This is a genomic window from Kitasatospora purpeofusca (genome assembly GCF_000718025.1).
GTDB classification, from domain to species: Bacteria; Actinomycetota; Actinomycetes; order Streptomycetales; family Streptomycetaceae; genus Kitasatospora; species Kitasatospora purpeofusca.
Genome location: NZ_JODS01000015.1, coordinates 18,314 through 43,706 on the forward strand (window position 1 = coordinate 18,314; position 25,393 = coordinate 43,706).

The 25,393-nt window shown below is 75.7% G+C and carries 24 protein-coding genes; 8 read left to right on the top strand and 16 right to left on the bottom strand.

The genetic code is table 11. The annotated features are described in order from the left end of the window. Positions 1–22 precede the first annotated feature (22 nt). Positions 23–466, top strand: coding sequence for an ATP-binding protein (locus tag IF01_RS0121585; RefSeq protein WP_233290019.1), 444 nt, complete (start codon positions 23–25; stop codon positions 464–466). A 370-nt stretch (positions 467–836) separates the two neighbouring features. Here IF01_RS0121585 and IF01_RS0121595 read toward each other — a convergent pair whose 3' ends face one another. Next, positions 837–1,160: a hypothetical protein gene (locus IF01_RS0121595; RefSeq protein WP_030395125.1), complete on the bottom strand. Its 324-nt coding sequence runs from the start codon at positions 1,158–1,160 to the stop codon at positions 837–839. Positions 1,161–1,384: 224 nt separating this feature from the next. Here IF01_RS0121595 and IF01_RS0121600 point away from each other — a divergent pair, with 224 nt between their 5' ends. From IF01_RS0121600 to IF01_RS0121610, 3 genes are all read left to right on the top strand, one after another. After that, positions 1,385–4,699, top strand: a complete 3,315-nt coding sequence (locus tag IF01_RS0121600) for a HAMP domain-containing protein (RefSeq protein WP_030395126.1) — start codon at positions 1,385–1,387, stop codon at positions 4,697–4,699. Between the two features lie 152 nt (positions 4,700–4,851). Then, complete coding sequence (locus IF01_RS0121605) at positions 4,852–7,119, top strand: PP2C family protein-serine/threonine phosphatase (protein WP_167349763.1); 2,268 nt, start codon at positions 4,852–4,854, stop codon at positions 7,117–7,119. A 245-nt stretch (positions 7,120–7,364) separates the two neighbouring features. Further along, positions 7,365–8,138 carry an SDR family oxidoreductase gene (locus IF01_RS0121610; RefSeq protein WP_030395128.1) on the top strand — a complete coding sequence of 258 codons (774 nt, stop codon included), beginning with the start codon at positions 7,365–7,367 and terminating at the stop codon, positions 8,136–8,138. A gap of 21 nt (positions 8,139–8,159) precedes the next feature. On the opposite strand, the gene IF01_RS0121615 is transcribed toward IF01_RS0121610, so the two are convergent. Continuing rightward, complete coding sequence (locus tag IF01_RS0121615) at positions 8,160–8,555, bottom strand: winged helix-turn-helix transcriptional regulator (protein ID WP_030395129.1); 396 nt, start codon at positions 8,553–8,555, stop codon at positions 8,160–8,162. 68 nt (positions 8,556–8,623) lie between these two features. Between IF01_RS0121615 and IF01_RS0121620 the strand changes: the two genes are divergently transcribed. The 3 genes from IF01_RS0121620 to IF01_RS0121630 all read left to right on the top strand — a co-directional run bounded on the left by IF01_RS0121620 (position 8,624) and on the right by IF01_RS0121630 (position 10,697). Then, a complete protein-coding gene (locus IF01_RS0121620; RefSeq protein WP_030395130.1) occupies positions 8,624–9,295 on the top strand; it encodes a nitroreductase family protein in 672 nt (223 codons plus the stop codon). A gap of 76 nt (positions 9,296–9,371) precedes the next feature. Then, entirely contained in the window at positions 9,372–9,938 is a 567-nt protein-coding gene (locus IF01_RS50145) for a hypothetical protein (protein ID WP_244215585.1), read from the top strand. An 87-nt stretch (positions 9,939–10,025) separates the two neighbouring features. Further along, complete coding sequence (locus IF01_RS0121630) at positions 10,026–10,697, top strand: GNAT family N-acetyltransferase (RefSeq protein WP_037780633.1); 672 nt, start codon at positions 10,026–10,028, stop codon at positions 10,695–10,697. A 115-nt stretch (positions 10,698–10,812) separates the two neighbouring features. On the opposite strand, the gene IF01_RS51900 is transcribed toward IF01_RS0121630, so the two are convergent. The 4 genes from IF01_RS51900 to IF01_RS51090 all read right to left on the bottom strand — a co-directional run bounded on the left by IF01_RS51900 (position 10,813) and on the right by IF01_RS51090 (position 16,448). Continuing rightward, positions 10,813–11,016, bottom strand: coding sequence for a hypothetical protein (locus IF01_RS51900; RefSeq protein ID WP_106981224.1), 204 nt, complete (start codon positions 11,014–11,016; stop codon positions 10,813–10,815). 3 nt (positions 11,017–11,019) lie between these two features. Beyond that, positions 11,020–12,420, bottom strand: a complete 1,401-nt coding sequence (locus IF01_RS0121635) for a carbohydrate-binding protein (protein WP_030395133.1) — start codon at positions 12,418–12,420, stop codon at positions 11,020–11,022. 256 nt (positions 12,421–12,676) lie between these two features. Further along, positions 12,677–13,264 (bottom strand): hypothetical protein, encoded by a 588-nt coding sequence (locus IF01_RS0121640; RefSeq protein WP_157855305.1) that lies wholly within the window; start codon positions 13,262–13,264, stop codon positions 12,677–12,679. Between the two features lie 190 nt (positions 13,265–13,454). Beyond that, positions 13,455–16,448, bottom strand: coding sequence for an AfsR/SARP family transcriptional regulator (locus IF01_RS51090; protein ID WP_030395135.1), 2,994 nt, complete (start codon positions 16,446–16,448; stop codon positions 13,455–13,457). 178 nt (positions 16,449–16,626) lie between these two features. Between IF01_RS51090 and IF01_RS0121650 the strand changes: the two genes are divergently transcribed. Continuing rightward, positions 16,627–17,172, top strand: a complete 546-nt coding sequence (locus tag IF01_RS0121650; protein WP_078880176.1) for a hypothetical protein — start codon at positions 16,627–16,629, stop codon at positions 17,170–17,172. An 80-nt stretch (positions 17,173–17,252) separates the two neighbouring features. Here IF01_RS0121650 and IF01_RS0121655 read toward each other — a convergent pair whose 3' ends face one another. The 10 genes from IF01_RS0121655 to IF01_RS0121700 all read right to left on the bottom strand — a co-directional run bounded on the left by IF01_RS0121655 (position 17,253) and on the right by IF01_RS0121700 (position 25,353). Continuing rightward, a complete protein-coding gene (locus IF01_RS0121655) occupies positions 17,253–17,537 on the bottom strand; it encodes a hypothetical protein (RefSeq protein ID WP_030395137.1) in 285 nt (94 codons plus the stop codon). A gap of 60 nt (positions 17,538–17,597) precedes the next feature. After that, the gene (locus IF01_RS51095; RefSeq protein ID WP_279617273.1) at positions 17,598–17,732 is read right to left on the bottom strand and encodes a hypothetical protein; all 135 of its coding nucleotides are present in this window, start codon (positions 17,730–17,732) and stop codon (positions 17,598–17,600) included. Between the two features lie 320 nt (positions 17,733–18,052). Beyond that, entirely contained in the window at positions 18,053–18,697 is a 645-nt protein-coding gene (locus IF01_RS0121665; protein ID WP_030395138.1) for a dihydrofolate reductase family protein, read from the bottom strand. A 190-nt stretch (positions 18,698–18,887) separates the two neighbouring features. After that, positions 18,888–20,507 (bottom strand): cytochrome P450, encoded by a 1,620-nt coding sequence (locus IF01_RS42145; RefSeq protein WP_375340992.1) that lies wholly within the window; start codon positions 20,505–20,507, stop codon positions 18,888–18,890. Between the two features lie 62 nt (positions 20,508–20,569). Next, positions 20,570–21,190, bottom strand: coding sequence for a GTP-binding protein (locus tag IF01_RS0121675; protein WP_030395140.1), 621 nt, complete (start codon positions 21,188–21,190; stop codon positions 20,570–20,572). Beyond that, the gene (locus tag IF01_RS0121680; protein WP_030395141.1) at positions 21,171–21,530 is read right to left on the bottom strand and encodes a DUF742 domain-containing protein; all 360 of its coding nucleotides are present in this window, start codon (positions 21,528–21,530) and stop codon (positions 21,171–21,173) included. The genes IF01_RS0121675 and IF01_RS0121680 overlap by 20 nt, the downstream gene beginning before the upstream one ends. Continuing rightward, on the bottom strand, positions 21,527–21,934 hold the full coding sequence (locus IF01_RS0121685) for a roadblock/LC7 domain-containing protein (RefSeq protein WP_030301817.1): 408 nt from the start codon (positions 21,932–21,934) through the stop codon (positions 21,527–21,529). The genes IF01_RS0121680 and IF01_RS0121685 overlap by 4 nt, the downstream gene beginning before the upstream one ends. Beyond that, positions 21,931–23,598 (bottom strand): ATP-binding protein, encoded by a 1,668-nt coding sequence (locus IF01_RS42150; protein WP_063764269.1) that lies wholly within the window; start codon positions 23,596–23,598, stop codon positions 21,931–21,933. The genes IF01_RS0121685 and IF01_RS42150 overlap by 4 nt, the downstream gene beginning before the upstream one ends. A gap of 565 nt (positions 23,599–24,163) precedes the next feature. After that, a complete protein-coding gene (locus IF01_RS0121695) occupies positions 24,164–24,607 on the bottom strand; it encodes a hypothetical protein (RefSeq protein ID WP_051755843.1) in 444 nt (147 codons plus the stop codon). A 92-nt stretch (positions 24,608–24,699) separates the two neighbouring features. Next, positions 24,700–25,353 carry a hypothetical protein gene (locus IF01_RS0121700; protein WP_244215586.1) on the bottom strand — a complete coding sequence of 218 codons (654 nt, stop codon included), beginning with the start codon at positions 25,351–25,353 and terminating at the stop codon, positions 24,700–24,702. Positions 25,354–25,393: the final 40 nt, after the last annotated feature.

Sequence of the window (25,393 nt, forward strand, 5' to 3'; positions counted from 1 at the left end):
GAACGGCCGCGGAGCCGCTGCCGTGCCGGATCGGGACCAGACCCGGCGGCTGCCGCTGAGCAGCAGCGAGGGTGCCGTGCAGCAGTGCCGGGACTTCAGCCGTCAGGCACTGCTCGACTGGCACTGGCTGGCGGTCGACGGCGACGGCTGGCCCGACGAGGAGCAGGTGGCCGTTTTCGAGGACGTCCTGCTGATGGTCTCGGAGCTGGTCACCAACGCCTGTCTGCACGCCCCCGGCGGGCCGCGCGAGCTGCGGTTGCGCTGGGACACCATGCGACTGCGGGTCGAGGTCAGCGACGCCAGCCCGGTCCCGCCGGAGCTGCGCCCGTTCGCCGACCCGGGGCAGCCGGGCGGCCACGGCCTGCGCGTGGTCGAACGGCTCGCCCGCGCCTGGGGATCGCGGCCCGAGGACGGCGGCAAGTCGGTCTGGCTGGAGGTGCCGTCTCCCCTGGAGCACGGCCTCTGAACCACAGGACCGCCACCTCCCGACCACACCGTGCCCGAACCGCTCCCGGCGGTTCGGGCACCGTGGTTCAGGCCCGCCTCAGCCGCCGAGCGGCCGGGGCTCCGTCGCCGGACCCGGCTCGGGTACGGCGGGCGGGCCGGGGTCGGGGTCCGGCGGCGGGAAGGGCGGTACGGGCGGCGGCGCCGGGTCCGGCGTCGGCCGCGGTGCGGGGTCGGGGTGCGGGAACGGTTCGGTGTCCGGATGGACGGGTGGTGGGACGGTCATGGCGGCCGTGCCTCCCTTCCGGGGGTCGTGGCGGGACCTCGTCGATGCGGGTGGGCGGGTCGGACACGTGCCCTCACCCGTCCTCACCCGAAAGGCCCCAGCGGCATCAGCGGCCGAGCGCGCGGGCCAGCTCGCTCTTGTTCATCTTCGACCGGCCCTCGATATTGCGCTGCCTGGCCTCGTTGTACAGCTGGTCGTAGGTGGGACCGCCGGCGCCCCGGTGCGAGCGCTGCCCGCCCCGCCGACCGGAGGAGATGTCCTGGACGGAGCTGCGGCTGGAGGTCCTGGACTCGCCGTGCCGGGCGCGTTCCTTGTTGACCGTACGGGCGGCGATCTCCTCGGCGCGGTCCTCGCTCTCGCCGCGCTCCAGCACGCTCTCCTTGATGTGCTCGTACTGGCGCTCCCGCTTGGGGCTCGATCCTCGGGGCATGGCGGCGCTCCTTCCGTCGGCCACGGCCTTGGCGGGTGGCGCCTACCCGGCGGAACGAGGGCAAAACGGGCCTTGGGTCCTGGTGTCGCTCCCGCCCCGGCCGTCCCGTCTGTCACCGACGGCGGGACGGTGGCACAGTGGGAGGCGGGGCGGCGCCGCCGCTCCCACCGGTCGGAGCCGCCGTGCAGCGGTCCGGCCGCGCGGTCGATCCGGACGGTGGACGGATGGACGAACACCGAGCGCCCGGCACCGCAGCGGGCCGTGCAGGCCGTGCAGGCCGAGCGGACGGTCCCGACCGGCCGGACCAGGTCCTGCGGGAGCTGCTCGTCGGCCTGACGGCGGTCCGGGACGGCGACTTCCGCACCCGGCTCGGGTCCGACCTGCCGGGCGTGCCGGGGGAGATCGCCACCGTCTTCAACGGCATGGTCGAGCAGCTCGCCCGGGTGACCTCGGAGGTCACCCGGGTGGCGCGGGAGGTCGGTTCCGAGGGCCGCCTCGGCGGCCAGGCGCACGTCCCCGGCGCGGCCGGGACCTGGCTCGACCTCACGGGCGCGGTCAACGCGATGGCCGGCGACCTCACCCGGCAGCTGCGCAACATCGCCCAGGTGACCACGGCGGTGGCGCGGGGCGACCTCACCCAGAAGATCGAGGTCGACGCGCGCGGCGAACTCCTCGAACTCAAGAACACCGTCAACACGATGGTCGACCAGCTGTCGGCGTTCGCGGGCGAGGTGACCCGGGTGGCGCGGGAGGTCGGTTCCGAGGGCAACCTGGGCGGCCAGGCCACCGTCCGGGGCGTGTCCGGGACGTGGAAGGACCTCACCGACAACGTCAATGTGATGGCGTCCAACCTCACCGGCCAGGTCCGCTCGATGTCCGACGTGGCGACCGCCGTCGCCCGGGGCGACCTCTCGCGGAAGATCACCGTGGAGGCCAAGGGCGAGGTCGCGGCCCTGGCCGACGCGATCAACACCATGGTCGACACCCTGTCGGTGTTCGCCGACGAGGTCACCCGGGTCGCCCGCGAGACCGAGAACGTCAACGAACTCGCCGGGAACCTCACCCGCCAGGTGCGAGCCATCGCCGAGGTCACCGGAGCCGTCGCGGCCGGCGACCTCACCCGCTCGATCACGGTGGACGCCTCCGGCGAGGTCGCCGACCTCAAGGACAACATCAACTTCATGGTCGAGTCGCTGCGCGAGACCACCCGCGCCAACCAGGAGCAGGACTGGTTGAAGACCAACCTCGCCCGCTTCACCGGCACCATGCAGGGGCAGCGCGACATCCGGTCCGTCGCCGAGCTGATCACCGACGGGCTGACGCCGCTGGTCGGCGCTCAGTACGGGGCGTTCTACCTGGCGGAGGAGGGACCGGAGGGGACGGTCCTGGCCCGGATCAGCGCCTACGGCGGACAGGGCGGTACCGCGGCGGAGACAGCCGCCGAAGAGGGCGGCGAAGGCGGCGGCGGACCGGCGCGGGTCCGGCTCGGCGAGTCACTGGTCGGCCAGGCGGCCCGCTCCCGGCGCACCGTCAGTGTGGACGACCTGCCGCCCGACTACGCGACGATCGGCTCCGGCGCCGGCGCCACCCACGCCAGGTCCGTTCTGATCCTGCCGATCGCCCTGGAGGAATGGCTGCTCGGCGTCATGGAGTTCGCCTCCGTCCATCCCTTCAGCGCCGTCCACCGCGACCTCCTGGAACAGTTCGCCGAGGCCTGCGGCGTCAACATCGGCACCCTGCTCGCCAACGCCCGCACCGACGAGCTGCTCGGCGAGTCCCAGCGGCTCACCGCCGAACTCCAGTCCCGCTCCGAGGAGTTGCAGGAGGGACAGGAGGAGCTGCGGCGCTCCAACGCCGAACTCGGCGAGAAGGCCGCGCTGCTGGCCGAACGCAACCGCGACATCGAGGCCAAGAACCTGGAGATCGAACAGGCCCGCCAGGAACTGGAGGAACGGGCACGGCAGTTGAGCCTCACCTCGATGTACAAGTCCGAGTTCCTGGCCAATATGAGCCACGAACTGCGCACCCCGCTCAACAGCCTGCTCATCCTGGCCCAGCTGCTCGCCCAGAACGCCGCCGGCAACCTCACCCCCAAACAGGTCGAGTACGCGGGTGTGATCCACTCGGCCGGCTCCGACCTGCTCCAGCTCATCAACGACATCCTCGACCTCTCCAAGGTCGAGGCGGGCAAGATGGAGTTCAACCCCGAACCCTTCGCCGTGCAGGAGCTGCTGGCGTACGTCGAGGCCGCGTTCAAACCCCTGGCCGACCAGCGCGGCCTCGCCTTCCGGATCGGCGTCGGCGCGCACGTGCCCGACGAACTCGTCACCGACCAGGCCCGGTTGCGGCAGGTCCTGCGGAACCTGCTGTCCAACGCGATCAAGTTCACCGACCTGGGCCACGTCGAGCTGCGCGTCGAACGCGTGGAGGCGGACGGGCTCCCGGCCGAACTCGGCCGGGCCGAGGCCGCCGTGGCCTTCCATGTCGAGGACACCGGCATCGGCATCGACCCCGACCACCTCGACAGCATCTTCGGCGCCTTCCAGCAGGCCGACGGCACCACCGCCCGCCGCTTCGGCGGCACCGGGCTCGGCCTGTCCATCAGCCGCGAACTCGCCCGCCTGCTCGGCGGCGTCCTCACCGTCCGCTCCGCCGCCGGTCGGGGCAGCCGCTTCAGCTTCTACCTGCCGCTCGCCCTCCGGGACGGGGCGGCCGCCGTGCCGGGCGCTGGGGCCCGCCTCCTGGTGGTCGAGGCCGAACCGCCCGGCCTGCTCACCCTGCTGGCCCGGACCGCCGCCGAGGCGCACGGCGAGGACCCGCCGGTGGAGATCCGCGCGGCCGGCACCGAGGCGGACCTGCGCGCCGCCCTCGCCGACGGCCCCTACCGGTGCGCCGTGCTCGACCTCGCCCGCACCGGCGACCTCGCCCCCCTGCTGCTCACCGGGCTCCCGGAGGGCACGCCCGTGCTCGGCCACCAGGTCGGTGGCGGCCCCGTCGACATCACCGCGGCGGCGATCGCCGGCCTGGAACTCCCCTCGGGGCTGGACGAGTTGCGCGATCGATTGGTCACCCTGTGCGGCGGTCGACACCCCGCCGGGGCCGAGCATGCCGCGCACTCCGAGCCCGCCGTCCCCGCCGACGCCGTCCCCGCCGACGAACCGCTCGCCGGACGCACCGCGCTGATCGTCGACGACGACGTCCGCAACGTCTTCGCGCTCGCCGCCGCCCTCGAACAGCACGGCCTGACCGTCCTGCACGCCGCCGACGGCCGCGCCGGGCTCGACCTGCTGCGCGCCCACCCGGAGACGGACCTGGTGCTGATGGACGTGATGATGCCCGGCCTCGACGGCTACGCCGCCATCGCCGCCATCCGCGCCGACGAGCGGTTCGGCCGGATTCCGATCGTCGCCGTCACCGCCAAGGCGATGGCCGGTGACCGGGCCAAGAGCCTCGCCGCCGGCGCCGACGACCATGTCAGCAAGCCCGTGGACACCACGCTGCTGCTGGAACGGATGCGGCACTGGCTGGACGTGTCATGAGCGACGGTCCCCGGCCCGGCGGCCCGCCAGGCGTCCCCCCGTACGTTGCCGGACCGGCAGCGGAGCCCGCCGAGGGCCCGGGATCGGCCCAGGGCGCCGTCGCACGGCAGCTCGCCGGGGCCGTCCGGCGGCTTCAGCACACCGTGGAGCGGATGCGCTCCGAGGAGGGCGCCCGTGCGGTGGTCGACCTCGCCACCGGCATGCTCGCCGAGCGGCTGACCGTCTCGCCCGCGGAGGCCGCCGCCCGGTTGGCCGCGCTCGCCCGGGAGGCCGGAGTGCCGGTCGCCACCCTGGCCGCCGACATCGTCGGACGGACGGACGAGGCGCCCGGGCGGGACGACAGGCCCCGACCGTCCGGGCCCCACACTGCGTCCGGGCCCGCCGTCCCGCCCGCGCCCGCCGTCCCTCCCGGACCCGTCGGGGCACCCGCCCCACCGGCCCCCGCCCGGGCGCTCGCCGCCGTCCCCGACCTCGCGGGCGCCGTCGAGGCCGTCCTCCGGCAGGGCGCCGCCCCCCTCGGCGCCCACGCCGTACTGGTCTGGCAACGCCTGCCCGGTGGCGGCCTCGCCCTCGCCGCCCAGGCCGGCCTGCCCCTGGCCGAGGCCGAGTCCTGGAGCCGGGTTCCCCCCGGCGTCGACACCCCCGCCCGGCAGGCCGTCACCGGCGGCGAGGACCGCTGGCCCGACGCACCGGCGCCGACCGGACCCGTCGCCGGGGGAGCCGGCACCCCCCGGGCCGTCCTCCCGCTGCTCGCCGACGGCCGCCGCCTCGGCGCCCTCGAAGTGCTCTGGCCCGGCCCCGCGCCCGTCCTCGGCCCGCCGCAGCGCCGCCGGCTCCGCGCCCTCGCCGACCTCTGCGCCACCGTCCTCGGCCACCCCGAGCCCCCCGTGCCGCCCGACCGGGAGGCCGACCTGCTCGACGGCCTGCTCGACCCGGCCATGCTGCTCGCACCCGTCCTGCGGGACGGCCGGGCCGTGGACTTCACCGTCCTGCGCACCAACCGGCTGTTCCGGGACCCGCTCGGCCGCCCCCGGGCCGGCCTGGACGGCACCTCCCTCCTGGAGACCTACCCGATGGCCTGCGCCACCGGCCTGCTGGAACCGCTGCTCCGGGCGCACGAGACCGGCGAACCCCGGACCGACGACCGTCTGCGCCTGGTCTTCCAGGGCGGCGGGATCGCGGTACCCGCCGTGCTGCGGATCGCCGTCGCCCCGCTCGGCCCGCACCTCCTGCTCAGCTGGCAGCGCGACACCGACCGGTCCGGCGAGCCCGAGCAGACCGATCTGCTGCGCCAGGCCCAACGCCTGGCCCGGGTGGCCGGGTTCGAGGAACAGCCGGGCAGCGGCCGGATCCTCTGGAGCGAGGGCCTGAGCGAGCTGTTCGGCCTGCCGCCGGAGTCCGCGGTGCCCCTCGCCCGGCTCTCCCGGCACGTCCACCTCGACGACGGGCCCGCCGTCCGCCGACTCGTGGACACCGTCCAGCACCGCCTGCGCACCGCCTCCGCGGTGTTCCGGCTGGTCCGCCCGGACGGCTCCCAGCGCTACACCCGGGTGATCGCCGAACCGGTCCTGGACGAGGAGGGCCGCCTCGCCGCGATCCGCGGCGCCTACCACGACGTGTCCGCCCAGCACTGGACCGAGGTCGCCCTCGGCGCCACCCGGGCCAGGCTGGCGGACAGCGAGCAGGAGACGGCCGAGCGCGAGCAGCTGGCGCTCCGCCTCCAGCAGGCGATCCTGCCCGCGGCGCCCCCGCCGCTCGGTGCCCCCGGACTGCGCGCCGCCGTCCGCTACCGGCCCGCCGCCAAACGCGAACGGGTCGGCGGCGACTGGTACGACGTCATGGTGCTGCCCGACCGCCAGGTGCTGCTCGCGGTCGGCGACGTGGCCGGGCACGGGGTCGGCGCGGCCACCGGCATGGTCGCGCTCCGGCACGCGCTGCGCGGTCTGGCCGTCACCGGCGCCGGTCCGGGCCGGCTGCTGGAGTGGGCCAACATCGTGGCCCTGCGCGAACCGGAGCAGGTGACCGCCACCGCCGTCTGCGTGCTGCTCGTGCCGGACGACGGTTCGCTGCGCTGGGCCCGGGCCGGCCACCTCCCGCCGATCAGACTGGCCCCCGGCGGCGCCGAGGTGCTGCCGCTGCCGCACGGTGTGCTGCTCGGGGCGCTGGCGGACGCCGAGTACGAGGAGTACACGGCCCGGCTCGTCCCGGGCGACGTGCTGCTCCTCTACACCGACGGCCTGGTCGAGCGCCGGGACCGCCCGGTCGAGGAGTCGGTGGACCAGCTGATCCGGGCTGCGGGCCCGCCCGGGCCCGATCTGGAGCGGTACCTGGACCTGCTGCTGGAGCTGAGCCCGGCCGACACCGACGACGACACCTGCCTGGTCGCCGTCCGCATCGAGCGGGCGGAGCCGCCCGGGTGACCAGGCCGGCCCGTGCCCGCCCTGCACGCCCGAGCCCGCCCTGCACGCCCGAGCCCGCCCTGCATGCCCGTGCCCGCCTTGCATGCATTGCACGCATTGACGACAGATCATGCGTGCCCCGCACACCCTCCGGCGCCGTGCGGGCCTAGGGTCGGTGGCCGGAGATCGTCGGGGCCGCCGCGCACGCGGGGGATGTGCGGGCCCGGCGATCTCCCACGACACAGGCACCACGAAGGAGAACAACCATGTCGAACCGCAGGACCGTCGCGGTGGTCGGCGCGACCGGGCGTCTGGGCGAGCACGTCGTCCGCGTGCTGGCGGAACGCGGCCACGAGGTCGTGGCGATCTCGCGCTCGGCGGGCGTCGACATCGTCACGGGCGAGGGCCTCGACCAGGCGCTGACCGGGGTCGATGTCGTCATCGACACCTCCGGCACCCCCTCCGCGGACGAGACGGTGGCGACGGAGTTCTTCACCGCCGCCGCCGCCAACCTGCACGCGGCGGGCGCCCGCGCCGGGGTGGAGCTGATCGTCTCGGTGTCCATCCTCGGCATCGACGCGTCGACCGGCGGCTACTACCGCGCCAAGGTCGCCCACGAGAAGGCCCTGACGGCCGGTCCGGTGCCGGTCCGGATCCTGCGCGCCGCGCAGTTCCACGAGTTCGTCGAGCCGCTGGTCAGCTGGGGCCGCCAGGGCGACACCGTGCGGGTCCCGTTGATGCGCACCCAGCTCGTCGCGGCCGCGGCGGTGGCCGAGGCGCTCGTCGACCTCGCCGAGGGCCCCGCGCCCGAGCCGGGCACCACGGCGGCGCCGTTCCCCGAGATCGCCGGCCCGCGCGAGGAGAACCTCGCCAAGGCGGCCGAGCTCGTCTACGCCGCCCGCGGCGAGGACGTCACCGTCGTCGAGGTCAGCGAGGAGGGCACCCCCGACCGCGAACTCCTGGAGAACGGCGCGTTCGTCGCCGGTCCCGCCACCACGCTCGCCGGCCCGACGCTGGAGGAGTGGCTGGCGCAGGCCTGACCGCCGCCGCCCGCCCGGCCGTCAGGGGGCGGCCTCCCGGTCGGCCGGGCGGGCGGAGCGGGCCCGCTCGATGTCGTTGATGTGGGCCTCCGTCCACTCGCGGAGGGCGCTGATCGGTCCGGCGAGGCTGCGCCCCAGCTCGGTGAGCCCGTACTCGACGCGGGGCGGCACGGTCGGGTGCACAGTGCGGGTGACGAACCCGTCGGTCTCGAGCAGCCGCAGGGTCTGGGTGAGCATCTTCTGCGACACCCCCTCGATGCGCCGAGACAGCTCGGTGTAGCGGAGGGTGCCGTCGAGCAGGCTGTCGACGATCAGGACGGTCCACTTGCCGGCGATGTGGTCGAGGACCTGGCGGGTCGGGCACTTCGCGGAGTAGACGTCGGCCGGGAGGCCGGAGGTTGCCACGGTGGTCTTCACCCGGGGAGAGTAACGCACTTTCAGGTGCCTTCTTCCCAAAAGAGAGTGACTCTCCGAGAGTTGTCGGCATGACGAACCACGCGATGTCCGTTGCCGAAGCGATCCGCACCCGCCGCACCGTCCGCCACTACCGGCCCGACCCGGTCTCCCCGCAGCTCCTCGACACCCTGCTCGACCTGGCGGTGGAGGCCCCCACCAGCTGGAACCTCCAGGACCGCTCGATCGTGGTGGTGTCCGGCGAGGAGGGCCGGGCGGGTCTGGCCTGGGCCACGGGGGGCCAGCCCCAGCCGACCGAGGCGCCGGTGGTGCTGGTCTTCGTCGCCGAGCCGCAGGCGTGGCGGGAGGACCGCAGCGACGTCTACCGGCAGGCGCGGGAGAACGGGGCATGGAGCGAGGAGTTCGTCGAGATGTTCTCGGCCGCCTCGCAGGAGTTCCAGGAGGGCCTCGAACGGCGCGGCCTGCTCCGCGAGTACGCGGTGAAGGACGCGGTCATCGCCGCCTCCTTCGTGATGCTCGCGGCCACCTCGATGGGGCTGGCGACCTCGCCGATGAACGGCTGGGACGAGGAGAAGGTCAAGAAGGTGATCGGGATCGAGGACCGCGAGGACCTCGCCATCGCCCTGCTGGTCTCGGTCGGCCACCCCGCCGGCACCCGCCGCCACCCGGGCCGCCGCCCCCGGCGGCGCGTGGTCTTCGACGGGACGTACGGGACCGGCATCGCCTCGCCCCTGCCGCGTTAGGCCCGGTCGCGGCCGGGTAGGCGCGACTCGCTGGAGGGGATCGGGCGCTGCGGGGGCGGACGGAAAGGACGCCGTCATGTTGTTGTTCGGACTCCTCCTGGTCGCTGTGACCGGGGCCTTCACCGGCCTGCTGATCGCCGGCAACCTCTCCGGCGGGCCGGAGTACCAGGTGGTCCTTCTGGGCCACGATCTGGTGACGTTGAACAGTCTCGGGATCTTCCTCGCCGGGCTGGCACTCGCGCTGCTCTTCTGTCTCGGCCTCGTGCTGGCCCGCGCGGGCCGGTCGGCCCGCAGGGCCCGGGTCGCCGAGGTCGCCGGAGCGACCGGAGCGACCGGAGCGACCGGGACGACGGGGCACGGCCACCGCGCCGCGTCCGCCCAGGACCGCCCGGACCCGCGGGACCTGAACGAGCGGGACCCGCACGAGCGGCCCGAGGAACGGCTCATGGAACGCCGGATCGCGGACGACCGGATCGCCGACGAACCGGCCTCCCGGGGACCGGTCGCCGTCGCTCCGGTGGCGACCGGCGGACCGGTCGCCGAACCCGCCGGGGAACGGGCCGAGGAGCAGGGCGGCCGGTTCGGAGGAAGCCCGTCGGATTCCTCCGGCGGGGAGCGGCAGCCCCACCTGCCGGGCCACTGACCGGTCACCCGCCGGGGACGGGGGTTGGCAGGTCGGCGAGTTTCGGTAAGATGTGAAATCCGATAATGACTATTACGGGGGTCGAGGATGGGCGAGTCCGTCATCAGCGGGCTGGTGCGGAGCTGGGTCGGGGGCTGGGTGGTCTCGCGCGGGGCGGCCGAGCCGGTGGACGAGCCGTGGGGCTGGACGGTCGACGTCGGCCAGTCGGCGCAGGTCGCGCGGCACGTGCTGCCGGAGCCGACCGAGCCCGACGTCCGCAAGCTGGTGGCGGCCACCACCGCGCCGGGGACCTGGCTGAAGGTGTTCACCGACGACGACACCGTCCGGCCCTGGCTCGGGCCGGGCTGGCGCTTCGACGTCCCCGGGTACCTGATGACCGTGCCGCTCGCCGCCGGAGGCCCGGTCGTACCGGCCGGGTACACCCTCACCACCTGGGAGCGCGGCGGTGTGGTCCGGGCGCTGGTCCGGACCGGGGCCGGGCACTTCGCCGCGCGCGGCCAGCTCGGGCTGGCCGGGGTCGTCGCCGTGGCCGACCAGATCGAGACCGCGCCCGCGCACCGCCGCCGGGGCCTGGGCTCGGTGGTGATGCGGGCCCTGGAGGACGCCGGGCACCGCAGCGGCGCCGAGACCGGGTTCCTGGTGGCCACCCCCGAGGGGAAGGCGCTCTACAGCACCCTCGGCTGGACGCTCCGCGCCACCATGGCGAGCCTCTACTACGCCCCGGACGCCCCGGAGCCGGCGGAGTCCGCCGCCGTGTGACCGATACTCCGCCGTGTGACCGATACTCCGGCGCGTGACCGACGCCCGGCCCCGGACGGGTGTCCGGGGCCGGGCGTCGGTTCGGTGCCGGGCGGGCACCGGCTTCAGCGCCGGTTCAGCACTGCGGCCGTTTGCCGTGGTTGGCACCCTTGCGACGGGCCTTCTTCTTGCGGCGACGCTTCGACGACATCGGGCCTCCTTGGTGGGTTGGCCCCCCGTCCAAGGTCTCACACGGAGGGCCCACCGTGGCAGCGCCGGTTGCTCCGATCGAGGGCGCGGCGGGCCGGTCGGCCCGGGCTTCGGTGCGGTGGACGGTCATCGGTCAGACCGCCTGCCAGAGCGCCGGGGTGTTCGGCGGCTCCCACCCGGCCTGCGCCTGGTGGCCCTGGAGGCAGCGGTAGGAAGCGCTGCCGTAGGTGACGGTGTCGCCGGCCTGGTAGACGGTGCCGGCGGCCCAGGTGCCGCCCGGGTTGCCGGGGCCCGGACCGGGGCCGGGACCGGGGCCGGGCCCCTGCCCGTCGGTCTTCAGCGTCAGCCCGTAGCCCTGCAGGATCGGGTTGACCGGCTGGTAGTACGTGGTGCCGCCCTGGGAGCAGTTCCCGGTGCCGCCCGAGGTCACGCCCTGGGCCTGGGTGCCCGAGATGAAGGAGCCGCCCGAGTCGCCCGGCTCCGCGCACACATTGGTCCGGGTGACGCCGGAGACGGTGCCCTCGGCGTAGGTGACGCTGGTGTTGTGCTGCTGGATCGTGCCGCAGTGCCAGCCGGTGGTGGAACCGGACCGGCAGACCGAGGCCCCGACCTGCTGCAGCACCGAGCCGGTCACCGCGCCGGACGCGCTGTTCACGTACGGGGTCGCGGTCCAACTGCTGTTGGTGGCCACCCAGGACATGTCGTTGCCGGGGAAGACCGAGGCCTGGAAGCTGCCCTGGGCGACCCGGTTGGCGCCGGTCGTGCTGGAGCCGGCCCGGCCGCAGTGGCCCGCGCTGACGAAGCCCTGGGTGGTCCCCCGGGTGATCGGGAAGCCGATCGAGCAGCGGCTGCTGCTGTCGATGTAGTAGGCGTCGCCGCCGCGGAGGTCGTAGAGCGGGCGCGGGGCCTCGGCCACCGTCTCCACCCGCACCGCCGCCCGGTCCACCCCGGCCCCGGCGACCAGCCGTTCGGCGGCGGCCCGGTCGGTGGCCTGCACCACGACGGTGTTGGCGGCCACGTCGACGTAGCGCACCGGCGCGGCGAGCGCGTCCGCCCGTCCGGCGGCGTCGCGTGCGGCGGCCCGGTCGAGCGCGGCCAGCGCCCCGTCCAGGGCGGCGAGCGGACGGTCCACGAGCACCGGCCGGGCACCCGCCGCGCGGATCACGGCGAGGTCGGCGGTCCGGGTCGTGGCGACGGCCGGAGCGGCGTCGGGGCCCTCCAGCCAGGAGCCGGCCCAGCCGCCGCCGAGCGCCTGGGCGAGCGCGCCGGTCAGGGCGCCCGCCCTGGCCTCGGCGGCGATCCGGGTCCGGGCCTGACCGGCGGTCAGGCCGAGGTCGCGCTGCAAGGCCTCGATCAGCGCGGGCGCGGCGGCGGCGACACCGAGGTTCTCCGGCGCGGCGGAGGCGGCGGCCCGGGCGGCCGCGGCGGGAGCGGGGGTGGGGGAGGTGGCGCCGGCGGTGCCCTGGAGGGCGGTCAGACCCAGGGCGGCGGTGGCCAGGACGGCACACGCGGCTCTGGCGGGTCGTCGGAGCATGGGGGTCTCCTGCGGTCGCGGAGTGGGGGTCGCCGGAAACCGTAGGAGCCCCGTCCGCCCGCCGGGGAGATGTCACCCGGAGGTACCGCCCGGAGCTATCACCGCGCAGGTCGGGCGCTCGGTGGACGGCGGGAAGGCGCTCGGCGGTCGGTCGGTGGTCGCTCGGCCGCGTGGTACAGAACACCTTTCCGTGGACCGTTCCGTCAAGGCGGCCCCGCGCCCCGGCCTGCTGCCGCCCACTGCCGCCCGTCGCCGCTCAGCGCTGCTCGACGAGCCCCAGCAGCCAGAAGTTGGCGTACTGCCCGGCGGCCGTGGCCGTCGGGTCGGCGGGCCGCCCGTTCCGGCCCAGCCGGACCCGCACCTCGTCCAAGGACACCGAGGCGCCGCAGGAGTAACCGAGGGGCGCGTAGGTCTCGTCCGGTCCGCAGAGCACGGACACCACCCGTCGCGCGGCGGGGAAGCGCAGCACGATCTGCTGGTGGTCGGCGTACGCGACCTCCAGACCGAGCGCCAGATGCGCCCCGCGGACCAGGTACCAGCCGCTGCCGGGCCGGTCCTGCCGCAGGACCCCGGCCAGCGTCCGCAGCCGGCCCGCACCGAACCCGCCGGGCCGGGGGAACCCGCCGGGACCGCCCTGACCGGACGGCCCGCCGACGGCCCCGTAGCCGCCGAAGTCGTCGAACCCCCCGAACACGTCGAAGCCGCCGCCCGCTGCCGGTCCGTCCCCGCCCACCGGCCGCTCGGCCGCGGGGCCGCCGGGGTCCGGCGGTGTCCCGGGCGAGACCGCGGCCGTCGCGAGCACCGCGACGGCCGCCACCGCCGCCGCCACCCTCAGTCGCCGCACCGTCCCGCCTCTCCGCCCCGGCCGACGCCCGCCCGCACCACCGACGGACCATCCGACCACGCACCACCCCCGCCCGGTCGCCCGCCGTGCCGCCCCGCGGCCACGACCACCCGCGCGGGCGACACCGCCGACCGGCAGGCCCGCGAAGCCCGGCCGCGTGGTACGGCGAGGACGGCGCGCCGCGACAGCCCTACCCGTCGGCCGGGCCCCGGGCGTGCGGCGGGTCGGCGGCCTCGCCGAGGCGGGCCAGGGCGGCCAGCACATCGGCGCGCAGCCGGGGGTTGCGGGTCGTGCCGTCCAGCACTGCCAGGGCCTGCCGCAGCCGTACCGCCGCCTCCGCCGGACGGTCCAGCCGGCGGAGGCGGTCGCCCAGGTGGTAGAGGGTGATGCTCTCCAGGACCGGATCACCGCTGGACCGGTGCCGCTCCAGGGCCCGGTGCAGGTACTGGTCCGCCTCCCGGTCCCGGCCCGACAGCATCGCGGTCACCCCGATGTTGGTCTCGCAGACCCGGATCGCCCAGTCGTCCCGGCGCTCCTCCGGCTGCGCCCGGAACAGCGTCAGCGCTCCCTCGAAGTGCAGCCGCGCCTGCCCGTAGGCACCCGTGCCGAGACAGTGGTCGCCGAGGTTACCGATAGTGTGCCCCTCCCCGACCCGGTCGCCGATCGACGCGAACAGGGCCCGGGCGAGCCTGAGTTCGCACAGCATCTCGTCATGGCGGCCGAGCGCGCCCAGCGCCGTCGCCAGATCGTTGCGGGCCTGGGCCTCGCCGGACCGGTCGCCGGCCCGGACGGCCGCCGCCACCGCGAGGCGGGCCGCCTCCTCCCGGTCGTCCAGGTGCGGACTGGTGAACCAGTAGCTCCACAGGGCGACCGGCAGCCGCCAGGCCAGCGCGTCCGGACCGTGCTCGGCCGCCGCCCGCACCACGCCCAGCAGCCGGCCGTGCTCGCTCTCGCACCACCGCTGCGCCCCGGCGGCGGTGGTGAAGGCCGGTGGTTCGTACCACGGGCCCGGCGGGTCGAGCGGGATCCGCCGGCGGTGCGGGGTGAGCAGCCGGGCGGCGGCGTCGGCGTGGTGCAGGTACCAGTCGCCGAGCCGTTCGCGGGCGGCGGTGCTTACCGCCCGCCCGGTCTCGGCGGCCGCGCGTTCGGCGGCGTACAGGCGCAGCAGGTCGTGCAGCCGGTAGTGGTCGCCGCCCTCGTGGGTGAGCAGGTGGGCGGTGGCCAGTTGGTCCAGGACGGGCCGCACCACCGCGACGCGCTCGCCGCAGAGCGCGGCCGCCGCCGCGGCCGTCAGTCCGGAGCCGGGGGCCAGGGCCAGCAGCCGGAACAGGGTGCGCGCGGCGGCGGGGAGGGTGCGGTAGGAGAGGTCGAGCGTCGCGCGGACGGCCGAGGCCGCGTCGTCGTCGATCGCCAGCGCGGTGAGCCGGTTCCCGCCGTCCCGCAGCTCGGCGACGTGGTCGGCGACGGTACGGCCGGGGCGTTCGGCGAGCCGGCTGGCGGCGATCGCCAATGCGAGCGGCAACCGGCCGCAGACGGAGGCGAGTTCGGCGACGGCGGCGGGCTCGGACCGGGCCCGCCGGGCGCCGATGACGCGGTCCAGCAGCGCGACGGCGTCCGGCGCCGGCATCAGGTCCAGGGCCAGCGGGCGGGCGCCGTCCCGGGCGGTGAGCCCGGCCAGACCGGCCCGGCTGGTGACCACCGTCAGGCACGCCGGGGCGGCGGGCAGCAGCGGGCGGACCTGTTCCGCGCTGCGCGCGTTGTCCAGGACGACCAGCACCCGCCGGTCCGCGAGCAGCGACCGGTACAGCGCGGCGGCCTCCTCGGGGACGCTCGGCACCTGCTCGCCGGGGACACCGAGCGCGCGCAGGAACCGGGCCAGCACCGCGTGCGGTGCCAGCGGCGGCTCGGCGGAGAAGCCGTGCAGGTCGGCGTAGAGCTGGCCGCCGGGGAAGCGGCCGCGGACCCGGTGCGCCCATTGGACGACCAGGGCGCTCTTGCCGATCCCGGCACTGCCGGAGACGGCGCAGATCCGGGCGGCGGAGGCGCTGCCCGGTCCGGGGGCCGGGTCCGGGTCCCGGTCGTCGACCGTGGCCGCCGCCTCGGCGAAGGCGTCGAGGGCGGCGAGCTCCGTGTCGCGGCCGGTGAAGGTGGCGAGCGAGGGCGGCAGTTGGGCGGGCACGGGCACGCCGGGGCGGGGCCCGGGCCCGCCCTCGGCGGCGTCGGCCTCCGCCCCGGGATCCGGGTCGGTGCCGCCACGGGAGCCGGCGGCCGCAGGGGCGGTTCCGGCCCGCTCGTCGGCGGGGCCGCCCGGGCGTCCGGCGGTGGGGGGTACGGCGGTTCGGGGCACGGAGGTCGGGGGCGCGGCGGTTCGCGGTCCCGCGGCCGGCGGGCCCGCCGCCGGGCCGGCGCCGGCGGGTCCCGGGTCGGGCTGCGGATCGACGCCCGCGGTGAGCAACGCCAGGTGCAGCCGCCGCAGTTCGGGGCTGGGGTCGAGCCCCAGCTCCTCGGCGAGCCGGCCGGTGAACCGCCGGTGCACGGTGAGCGCGTCGGCCGTCCGCCCGGAGGCGTGCAGCGCCCGCATCAACTGCCCGACGAACCGCTCCCGCAGCGGATGGTCGGCGACCAGGCCGGTCAGCTCCGGGATGCTCGCGCGGTGCCGCCCGAGTGCCGCGTCGAGGTCGAGGCAGTCCTCCCAGGCGGTCAGCCGCAGTTCGTCCAGCGGCACGGCGCCCGCGTCGATCAACTGCCCGTCCAGGCCGTCGAGGACAGGGCCGCGCCAGAGCGAGAGGGCCTGCCGCAGCCCCGCCGCGGCGGCCGACTGCTGCCCGGCGGCGGCCGTCCGGCGGGACCGGGCGACGGTGTCGGCGAACAGGCGGGAGTCCAGTCCGTGGTCGTCGAGCGGGATGCGGTAGCCGCGCCCGTCGGTGAGCAGGACCGGCGGCCCGGTCGGGTCCGCCTTGCGGAAGGCCCGGCGGAGCAGCCCGGCCAGGTTGCGGACCTGGCGGTCGGCGGTGGCGGGCGGCCGGTCCTCCCAGACGGCGTCCACCAGCCGGGGCACCGGCACCGCGCCGCCCGGGTTCAGCAGCAGTGCGGCCAGCAGTCGTTCCTGTCGGGCGCCCCCCAGCCGGATCCGGTTCCCCGTGCGGGTCCGGACCTCCAGCGGTCCCAGAATCGCGAACTCCATGCGCTGCCCCTCCCCAGGGTTCTTGCGCGCCGCTGTCGGACCGTCGCGTTTGGTGACGGTCTGATGACCAGATCATGCCAGAATCGTGTGGGTGGTTGAGATGGTCGGGACATGCCGGTCCGCAGTCGGACCGGCGTCGTGCGCATTCTTTCCCGGAGTTCCCTGGAGGAACAGGACCATGACCCGCATCAAGCGTCTCGCCGCCGTCGCGACCGCCGCCGCCGTGGCCGCCCTCGTGCCGCTGGCCGTCGCCCCGGCCGCCCAGGCCCGTACCTCCGAAGCCACCCACTACGGCATGACCTGGGAGGTCCTCAACTACGGTCCGAGCGGCACCGTCCAGGTCGGCGGCCCGGGCGGCACGGCCAGCGACGCCTACCAGGGCGACACCGCCCCCTGGGTCTCGCTGCCGGTGCTCTGCCTCAACAAGGACGGCCGGCCCGCGCCGGCCGGCATCAGCCTCGGGTTCTACAACGGCTGGGCCCTGGGGAGCGTGGCGCTCAGCCGTCCGGTCAAGGGATCGGAGCTGACCAGCGCCGCGGCCGCCAACGAGGTCTGCCGCTCGACCTTCGGGCGCACCTGGCGGCAGGCCGAGTTCCACGACGGCCGCTACGGCCCGAACTACTCCTCGATCGGCGGCTGGACCTTCTGGGCCTCCGGCAGCCTGCCGCAGGGCGTGCGCTTCTGGACGTACATCAACGACCAGAACGCCAACCCCTGGAACTGACCCGCACCGTCGCACGCCCCGTGCGGCCGGCCCCCTGCCCACCCGGGCCGGGGGCCGGTCCGTTCACCGGTTCCCGCGGCTCACCAGGCCTGACCGGCCTCCGACCAGCGGGCCCGGGCCTCGTGCTCCGCGTCCAGGTGGCCGTCCAGCCGCCAGCGCAGCACGTCGTAGTCGGGCAGGTGGCTCCACGCCTCGGCGGCCGTCAGCAGGTACCGCCAGAGCCGGCTGAGCCGGGCCATCAGCTCCTCGAACTCCTCGTCGAAGGCCGTGACCTCCCGGTCGTCCCCGCCCGCGCCGTCCGCCCCGGCTGTCCCCGGGGCGCCCCCGGCCGCCTCCGCCGCGTGCCCGGCGAGCGTGCCGAGCACCTCCCGCGCGCTCCCGGTCAGGGCCGTGACCGTGTGGGTCAGAGCCTCCCCGACCAGGGCCTACTCGCCGCCGGGCCGCGCGGCCGCCTCCCGCAGCAGCACCACCCGCCGCTCGATGAACCCGGCCAGCCCGTCGATGTCCTCCACGGTGATGTCCGCGGTGTACCGCAGCGCCGGTCGCCGAATGTCCGTCATCCCGCCGTCCCCTCCCTCGACTCCGTCGAACCCCTTCGACGGGCCGGACCGGCACCCCGCCGCCGGATCCGGTCCGCACCCCCGAACCTCGGATATGGCACCGCGACCGGGGGCGGCAAACCCGGCGCACGGGAGCACGGCCGGGGGTGGGGCGGATGCGCCCCCCAGACAGCTGGGATCCCGGGCCGTTCCTCGGCCTCGCCGGCGCGGGGGACCGGCCCGGGGATGTCACCGACAGTGAGATCGACAAGGGGCGACAAGGGCCGCTGAAGGTCAGTGGGGAGGTCGGCGGGGGCGGCGGGGGTCGGCGGGGAGGTCGGTCAGGGCCGGGTGAAGGTGAGGTGGGTGACCCGGCTCGGGCTGGTGACGGACTCGATCCGGAAGCGCTTCTCCAGCCCCTCCAGTCCGTCCCACAGGCGCTCGCCCCGCCCGAGCAGGACGGGCACCACGACCACGTGCAGATGGTCCACCAGATCCGCGGCGAGGAAGGCGCGGACGGTGCTCGGGCCGCCGCCGATCCGGACGTCCAGGCCGCCGGCGGCCTCCCGCGCGAGGGCGAGCACCTCGTGCGGAGTGCCGTCGACGAAGTGGAAGGTGGTGCCGCCCGCCATCTCCACGGTCGGCCTGGGGTAGTGGGTGAGGACGAAGACCGGGGTGCGGAACACCGGGTGCGGACCCCACCAGCCGTTCCAGTCGTGGTCCTGCCACGGGCCGCGCTGCGGGCCGAACTTGTTGCGCCCCATGATCTCCGCGCCGATGCCGTCGCCCCAGGCCCGCGCCATGGCGTCGTCCACGCCGGTCTCCCCGCCCTCGCCGCCCTGCATGGCGCGGAAGGTGTGGGTGTGGAAGAACCAGCTGTGCAGCCGGTCGCCGGCGTGGCCGAACGGTGCCTCCAGGCTCTGTCCCTCGCCCGTGCCGTAGCCGTCTAGCGAGACCGAGAAGTTGTGGACGCGGACCAGGGACACGGGGCACCTTCCGACGGGCGGGGTTCGGGCGCGGCGGAGGGGCCGCGTCCGGCTCGCGCCGACTTTAGTCCGGGCCCGTCCGGTTCGGCCGGGGACGCGCCGCCCGGCCGGTCGGCACCGCCCGGCAGGTCGGCGCCGCCCCGGCCGGTGAGCGTCGGCCCGTCGGAGTCGGTCCGTGAACGGCGGCCCGTCAGCGCCGGAACCACCCGGTGAGCCGGGCCCACCAGCCGCGCCGGGGCCCGGCGACGAGGGCGGGGGAGGGGCCGACCGGCGTCGGTCCGGCGAACGGGGTCGCCGCGGGGAGCGGTGCGGGGATCGGCGCGCCGGAGGCGCCCGGGGCGGCGGCGGGCGCGGCGGCCGGGGGAGCGGAGTCCTCGGCGGCCTGCCGCTCGCGCGGGGTGAACTCGACCGGCAGCGCGACCAGATGGCGCGACAGCCAGGCCGAGGTCCAGGTCAGTTCCTCCTCCGGCACGGCGAGGCGGAGGTCCGGCAGCAGGGTCAGCAGGCAGTCGATCCCGGTCTCCGCGATCGCCCGCCCGATGTCCTGGCCCGGGCACTCGTGCGGTCCGCTGCCGAACGACAGGTGGGAGCGGTTGCCGTGCAGCGGCTTCGCCAGGTCGGGCCGCACGATCGGGTCGACGTTCCCGGCGGCGAGGCCCAGCAGCAGCATGTCCCCGGCCCGGATCCGCTGCCCGCCGAGCAGGGTGTCCCCGGTGGCCCAGCGGCCGGCGACCAGCGACATCGGCGGGGCGTCCCAGAGGACTTGGTCGAGCGCGTCGGGCACGGTCATGTGGCCGCCCGACAGATGGGCCCGGAACCGGTCGTCGGTGAGGATCATCTTCATGGTGTCGGCGATCAGGTTGACGGTCGTCTCGTTCGCGGCGAGCAGCACGACCCGCAGATGCTCCAGCACCTCCTCGTCCGTCATCCCGGCCTCGTGCTGCATCAGCCGGGTGCAGAGGTCGGCGCCGGGGTCGGTCCGCTTGCGCTCGACCAGCCGGCGCAGCGCCGCGACCACGTGGTCGTTGCTGGCGATGGCGGTCTCGGTGCCCTTCATGAGGTCCCGGGCGGCGTCGACCAGGCGCGGGCCGTACTCCTCCGGCATACCGACCAGCTGCGTCATCACCAGCATCGGCAGGTGCTCCGCGAACCGGCTCACCAGTTCGGCCTGCCCGGACGGCCCGAACTCCTCGACCAGCTCGGCGGTGTAGCGGGTGACGAAGCGTCGGACGCCGCGCCGGTCGGTGCCGTTCAGTCCGTCGGTGACGGCGCCGCGCAGCCGTCGGTGCTCGGCGCCGTCGGCGAAGACGCAGAGCGGCTGCCAGGCGATGACCGGCATCAGCGGCGAGTCGGCGCCGACCAGCCCCTCCTGGAACGCCCGCCAGCGGCGCGAGTCCCGGGAGAAGCGGGAGGGTGTGCGCATCACGGTGAGGTTGGCGGAGTGGCCGAGGACCAGCCAGGCCGGCAGGTCGCCGTGCAGCAGGACGGGCGCGACCTCCCCGTACTCGGCGCGCAGCTTCTCGTACAGGCCGGCCGGGTCGGCCTCGGCCTCGGGCCCGTAGAGGCGGCGGAGTTCGGCGACGGGCAGCTCGTCGAGGCCGGGCCGGTCGCTCCCTGCTCCGGCGGCCCCCGGTTCGGTGCTCCCCGCCCCGGTGCTCGCCGGTCCGGTGCTCGCCGGTCCGGTGCTCGCCGGTCCGGCGGGGCTCGGGATGTCGATCCCCCGGGGACCGCCGCCCGGGGCATCGGCCCCGTGTGCGGGGCAGCCGGGCGGCGGGGCGAGGGGGGCGTCGTCGCGGAACGGGGTGGTCACGGTGTCTCCGGAGGTCGTCGTCGACGGGGGTGGGGGAGCGGGGCGGGGACGGGGCGGTGCGCTCACCGCGCGGCCCGCGACCCCGCCAGGTCGTAGAGGTAGTGCATGAGCGCGAGCAGCACGTCCCGCCCGGACTCGCGGACCCGGGCGTCGCAGGCGACGATCGGGACCTCGGGCGGCAGGTCCAGCGCGAGCCGCAGCTCCTCGTCCGGGTGGGCGGGCGCGCCGGGGAAGGCGTTGGCGGCGACCACGAAGGGCACGCCGCGGTCCTCCAGCCGCCCGATCACGTCGAAGCTGACCTCCAGCCGACGGGTGTCGACCAGCACCACCGCGCCCAGGGCCCCCTCGAACAGGCCGTTCCAGAGGAACCAGAACCGCTCCTGCCCGGGGGTGCCGAAGAGGTACAGCACCAGCTCGTCGCTGATGCTGATCCGGCCGAAGTCCATCGCGACCGTGGTCTCGGACTTCCGCTCGATCCCGGCCAGGTCGTCGACGTCCGCCCCGGCCTGGGTCATCGTCTCCTCGGTGGTCAGCGGACGGATCTCGCTGACCGCGCCGACCAGGGTGGTCTTGCCGACGCCGAAGCCGCCGACCACGACCACCTTGACGGCCGCGGCGGCCGAGTCCGGCAGCAGGTCCTCGTCGGCCGGCCCGCGCACCGTGTCAGAGGCGCTGAAGTCCATGCATCACCGCCTCCAACAGGGCACGGTCGGGGAGAAGCGCGGGCGGGACGGAGGCGCGCGCCTCGACCCGCTCCTCGGCCACGAGGTCGGCCAGCAGCACGGTGACCGCGCTGACCGGCAGCCGCAGATAGGCGGAGATCTCGGCCACCGAGAGCGGCGATCCGCACAGGCGCAGGATCGCCGCGTGCTCGGGCGGCATCGAGGGGGTGGGCTCCGCACGGGAGACGATCAGCGTGACCAGGTCCAACGCGGCCCGTCCGGCCGGTTGGGTGTGGCCGCGCGTGATCACGTAGAAGCGTTCCGGGGCGTCCTCGCCCCAGTCCCGGCCGGCTGTGCTCATGCGACTGGCTCGCCCCTTCGGGGAGGCGTACTGAGGTGCTCGCCGATCCGGGCGACCAGGTCGCGCATCCGCTGGCCCATCAGCCCGGCGTCCACGCCCTCGTCGGCCAGTACCGCGAGGAAGGCCCGGGCGCCGGCCGCCATCAGGTAGAAGAAGCCGCCGCCCATCTCGATCACCACCAGCCGCATCCGGCCGTCCCCGTGCGGGAACTCGTGGCCCACGGCCGCCGCCAGGCTCTGCAGGCCGGCGCAGGCGGCGGCGAGCCGGTCGGCGGTGTCGGTCTCGGTGCCGTGCTGCGCCATCCGCAGGCCGTCCGCGGAGAGCACGATGACGTTCCGGACGTGCGGCACCTCGTCCGCCAGCTGCTTGAGCAGCCAGTCCATGTTGGTCCGTGGCTGAATCACCGCTCGTCCCTCCCGGTCGGGTCCCCGTTGTCGTGGTCGGTCGTGGCGGTGCCGTTGACGCCCTCGGTGAAGGCGGCCAGCCAGAGGCCCGGCTGCACCGCCCCCGCCGGTGCCGAGGGGTCGGCACCGGGCCGGTCGGGCGGTCCACCGAACCCGTCACCCCGGCCGTTCGAACCCGCCGGGCCGTTGGCGGCCGACGGGCCGCCCGGGCCCGCCGATCCGTTCACGGCGGAGGCTCCGTTCGCGGCCGAGGCGCTGTTGGAGCCCGCCGCGCCGCCCCGGGCGGCCGCCCGGCCGGTCGTGCCGCCGGAGCGGGAGGTGGTGGTGCGGGTCGTCTGGGCGACGCCGATCCGGGCGGTCGGCGCGGCGTGCCGGCGCCGTCGGGGCAGCCCGGTGGCGGTGCGCTCGGTCACCACCGGCACGTCCTCCCCACCGCTGAGCGGCCCCGGCAGCGAGCCGGAGAGCGGCCGGCGCGGCGGCGGCGAGGTGTGCGGACGGCGGTCGTCCACCGGCTCCGGACCGGACGAACCGGTGACACCGATGCCGTGGGCCCGCCCGGTCGCGGGCGCGGTGGTGATCAGCTCCTGCGGCACGACCAGCACCGCCCGCACCCCGCCGTAGGCCGAGGGGCGCAGCGAGACCTGGAAGCCGTACGCCCGGGAGAGCCGGCCGACGACGGCGAGGCCGAGCCGGGGGGTCTCGCCGAGCTCGTTGAGGTCGATGCCGGCCTGCGCCTCCAGGAGCATCCGCTCGGCGCGGGCCCGGCCCTCCTCGCTGAGGCTGAGCCCGCCGTCCTCGATCTCGATCGCGATACCGGTCTGCACCTCGACGGCGGTCAGGTGCACGCTGGTGTGCGGCGGCGAGTAGCGGGTGGCGTTGTCGAGGAGTTCGGCCACCGCGTGGATGAGCGGCTCGACCGCCGGGCCGATCACCGCCACGTCGGAGACCGGGTGCAGCTCGACCCGCTGGAAGTCGAGGATCCGCGACATGCCGCCGCGCAGGACGCTGTACAGCGGCACGGCCCGGTTCCACTGACGGCCCGGCCGCGCGCCGCCGAGGACGGCGATGCTGTCGGCCAGGCGGCCGATCAGGGCGTTTCCGTGGTCGACCAGCAGCAGGTCGTCGAAGACCGCGGGGTCGTTGCCGTGCCGGTGCTCCATGACGCGCAGCTCGGCGGCCTGCCGGTGGACGATCGCCTGCACACGGCGGGCGATGTTGACGAAGGAGCGCCGCGAGGACTCGCGCAGCGCCTCCTCGTTCTCGACGGTCTCCAGTACGGCGCGCAGCAGGGTCTGCTGAGCGCTGCGGAACTCCGCGCCGACCGTGACGTCCTGGAGGGTGTACGCGTTGACCACGTCCTCCAGGCCCTCGCCGTGGGTGAGCCGGGCCATGGCGGCGGGCAGGACGGACTTGGCCAGCCGGATGTACTCGGTCTCCTGCCGGGTGAGCCGGCGGATCAGTTCACCCTCGCGCTGGACGGCCCGCGCGCGCAGTTCCTCCGTCGCCCGGCCCCGGCGGGCGGCCTCGGCGGCGACCAGGACCACGGCGAGCGTGCCCACTGCCGCGCAGACGGCGACGGGGAGGCGCGAGTCGGGGGTGGCCGCGGTCACGGCGACGGCGGCGACCGCCGCCGTCACGACGGTGGGCAGGAGCCAGACGAGCACGGGGGCGGAGCGCCGGCGTCCGGGTGACGAACCAGCACCAAGCATTCAGAATCCTCAAACGATCGGAAGAGTGGGGGAACGGGACGGGTGGCCGGTGGGCCTCGGGTGTTCGGAGCGGTGGGGTGGGCGGGGTCGCGCGGGTGGTGCGCGGCGGGTGGTGCGCGGCAGGGTGGGCCTCCGCCGTGCGGGCGCCCGGGGGACGGCGGGCGCGCGCACCGGAGGGGACGGTCCGGCCGGACCTCCCGACCCGTCGCCGGGCCGGTGATGGCACCAGGTTTACCGCGCCCCGCGCGCCCCGAACCGGCGCTCGCCCCCGGTTCGCCAATGCGAGCGGTCTCCGGGTGAACTTGCCCCGAGCAGGGGCCACTTCGTGCTAGGGCCCGGATCCGGGCGGTGCGCGGCGGCCCCCGGGGCGTCAGTCCGGGGCGGTACCGCGTCCACCGAAATGATGAGCCGTCGGGCCCCGCCGCGGGGGGTGACCGGGGTGACGGGGGAGGGCGGAGGATCCGCTCGACCGGCGGGAGAGGGCCCGGGAGCCGGGAGGGTCGGGAAAGGGGGGCGAGGGTCAGACGGGGCGGACGGCGCGGGGGCCGGTCACATCGGCGCCGAGTGCGGTGACGCGGGCGCGCAGGCCCCGGTCCGCCGTGACGACCAGGCAGCTCCGTCCGGGGCGGGCGGCGAGGGCCGCCGCGACGAGCGCCACGATCAGGTCGTCACCGCTGCCGGCGGCGGACTCGACGCGTACCTCTGGTGCGGCGGTGACTCCCCGGGCCGCGCCCTCGACGACGAGGAGCACGTCCAGCGGTCCGGTCCGCGCCCAGGCCGGGACGTCGGCCCGCTCGCCCGGGACCCCGTGGCCGGCGACGGGCGCGAGCGCGTCCCGCAGCCGCTCGGCCGCGCCGCGCCGGTCCCGCCACCAGCCGTCGGGCACCGAACCGACCACATTGGCGCCGTCCACCACGAGCAGCGGCGGCTCCGGGGCGGCCTCGCCGGTCTCGCTCTCTCCCATGGCGGGCCAGTCTGTCACGAACCCGCGGGACGACGGCGGGACGGGTGAGCGAGCCGTGCGGACGGTCGGGAGCACCGCCCGTGCCGGTCCGCTCAGAGGTCGGGGAAGCACTCCTCGGCGAACTCCCCGCCGAACACCTGCTGCGCGTGGGTGAGCATCCGGCGGGCGTACACGGGGTTGTGCGCCAGGGCGGAGTAGCCGTCGCCCTCGACGGTCAGCAGCCCGCAGGTGTCGGCGAGATAGACGTCCAGGCCCGGGTACATCAGCTCGACGCACGGGATGTCGTCCACGTCGAGCGCGAGCACCGGGTACTCGCCGTGCGCGTCGCCCACGCCGGTGGCCAGGACCCGGCGCGAGTCGGAACCGCCCGGGAGCAGGAAGCACTCGTCGAAGCGGTCCGAGACGCCGTCGAAGCAGGAGCCCCAGAGCTCGCCGAGTTCGTCCCGCGCCAGCTCGCCCAACGGCCTCGGCGTGAAGCGGTCGTCCTCGTCGAGCCAGCCGAACCGGCGCAGCAGCCCGGTGTCGAACGCCAGCCAGCGCCGCAGGCTCGGCGGCAGCGGCCGGCCGCTGGGGAAGACCGCCTCGGCCAGCGGCCCGGCCGCCAGCGGCCGGGGCTCGCCGGTCAGCCACGGCCCGGCCCAGGCGCTGTAGTCCAGGATCGGCCGGTGCGGGTCCGCCTCGACGGAGGCGATCACGCGCTCGGTGAGCGCGATGCCGTGTTCGGCGGTCGGGGGGATCGGGGTCACGGGGTTCATCGGGCTCGGGTCCTGTCCGCGGATCGCTCGA

Bases quoted from the DNA above. Each gene is read 5' to 3' on its own strand.
- IF01_RS0121595 (WP_030395125.1), bottom strand. From the start codon at position 1,160: ATGCCCCGAGGATCGAGCCCCAAGCGGGAGCGCCAGTACGAGCACATC.
- IF01_RS0121600 (WP_030395126.1), top strand. From the start codon at position 1,385: ATGGACGAACACCGAGCGCCCGGCACCGCAGCGGGCCGTGCAGGCCGT.
- IF01_RS0121605 (WP_167349763.1), top strand. From the start codon at position 4,852: ATGCGCTCCGAGGAGGGCGCCCGTGCGGTGGTCGACCTCGCCACCGGC.
- IF01_RS0121610 (WP_030395128.1), top strand. From the start codon at position 7,365: ATGTCGAACCGCAGGACCGTCGCGGTGGTCGGCGCGACCGGGCGTCTG.
- IF01_RS0121620 (WP_030395130.1), top strand. From the start codon at position 8,624: ATGACGAACCACGCGATGTCCGTTGCCGAAGCGATCCGCACCCGCCGC.
- IF01_RS50145 (WP_244215585.1), top strand. From the start codon at position 9,372: ATGTTGTTGTTCGGACTCCTCCTGGTCGCTGTGACCGGGGCCTTCACC.
- IF01_RS0121630 (WP_037780633.1), top strand. From the start codon at position 10,026: ATGGGCGAGTCCGTCATCAGCGGGCTGGTGCGGAGCTGGGTCGGGGGC.
- IF01_RS51900 (WP_106981224.1), bottom strand. From the start codon at position 11,016: ATGACCGTCCACCGCACCGAAGCCCGGGCCGACCGGCCCGCCGCGCCC.
- IF01_RS0121635 (WP_030395133.1), bottom strand. From the start codon at position 12,420: ATGCTCCGACGACCCGCCAGAGCCGCGTGTGCCGTCCTGGCCACCGCC.
- IF01_RS51090 (WP_030395135.1), bottom strand. From the start codon at position 16,448: ATGGAGTTCGCGATTCTGGGACCGCTGGAGGTCCGGACCCGCACGGGG.
- IF01_RS0121650 (WP_078880176.1), top strand. From the start codon at position 16,627: ATGACCCGCATCAAGCGTCTCGCCGCCGTCGCGACCGCCGCCGCCGTG.
- IF01_RS51095 (WP_279617273.1), bottom strand. From the start codon at position 17,732: ATGACGGACATTCGGCGACCGGCGCTGCGGTACACCGCGGACATCACC.
- IF01_RS0121675 (WP_030395140.1), bottom strand. From the start codon at position 21,190: ATGGACTTCAGCGCCTCTGACACGGTGCGCGGGCCGGCCGACGAGGAC.
- IF01_RS0121680 (WP_030395141.1), bottom strand. From the start codon at position 21,530: ATGAGCACAGCCGGCCGGGACTGGGGCGAGGACGCCCCGGAACGCTTC.
- IF01_RS0121695 (WP_051755843.1), bottom strand. From the start codon at position 24,607: ATGGGAGAGAGCGAGACCGGCGAGGCCGCCCCGGAGCCGCCGCTGCTC.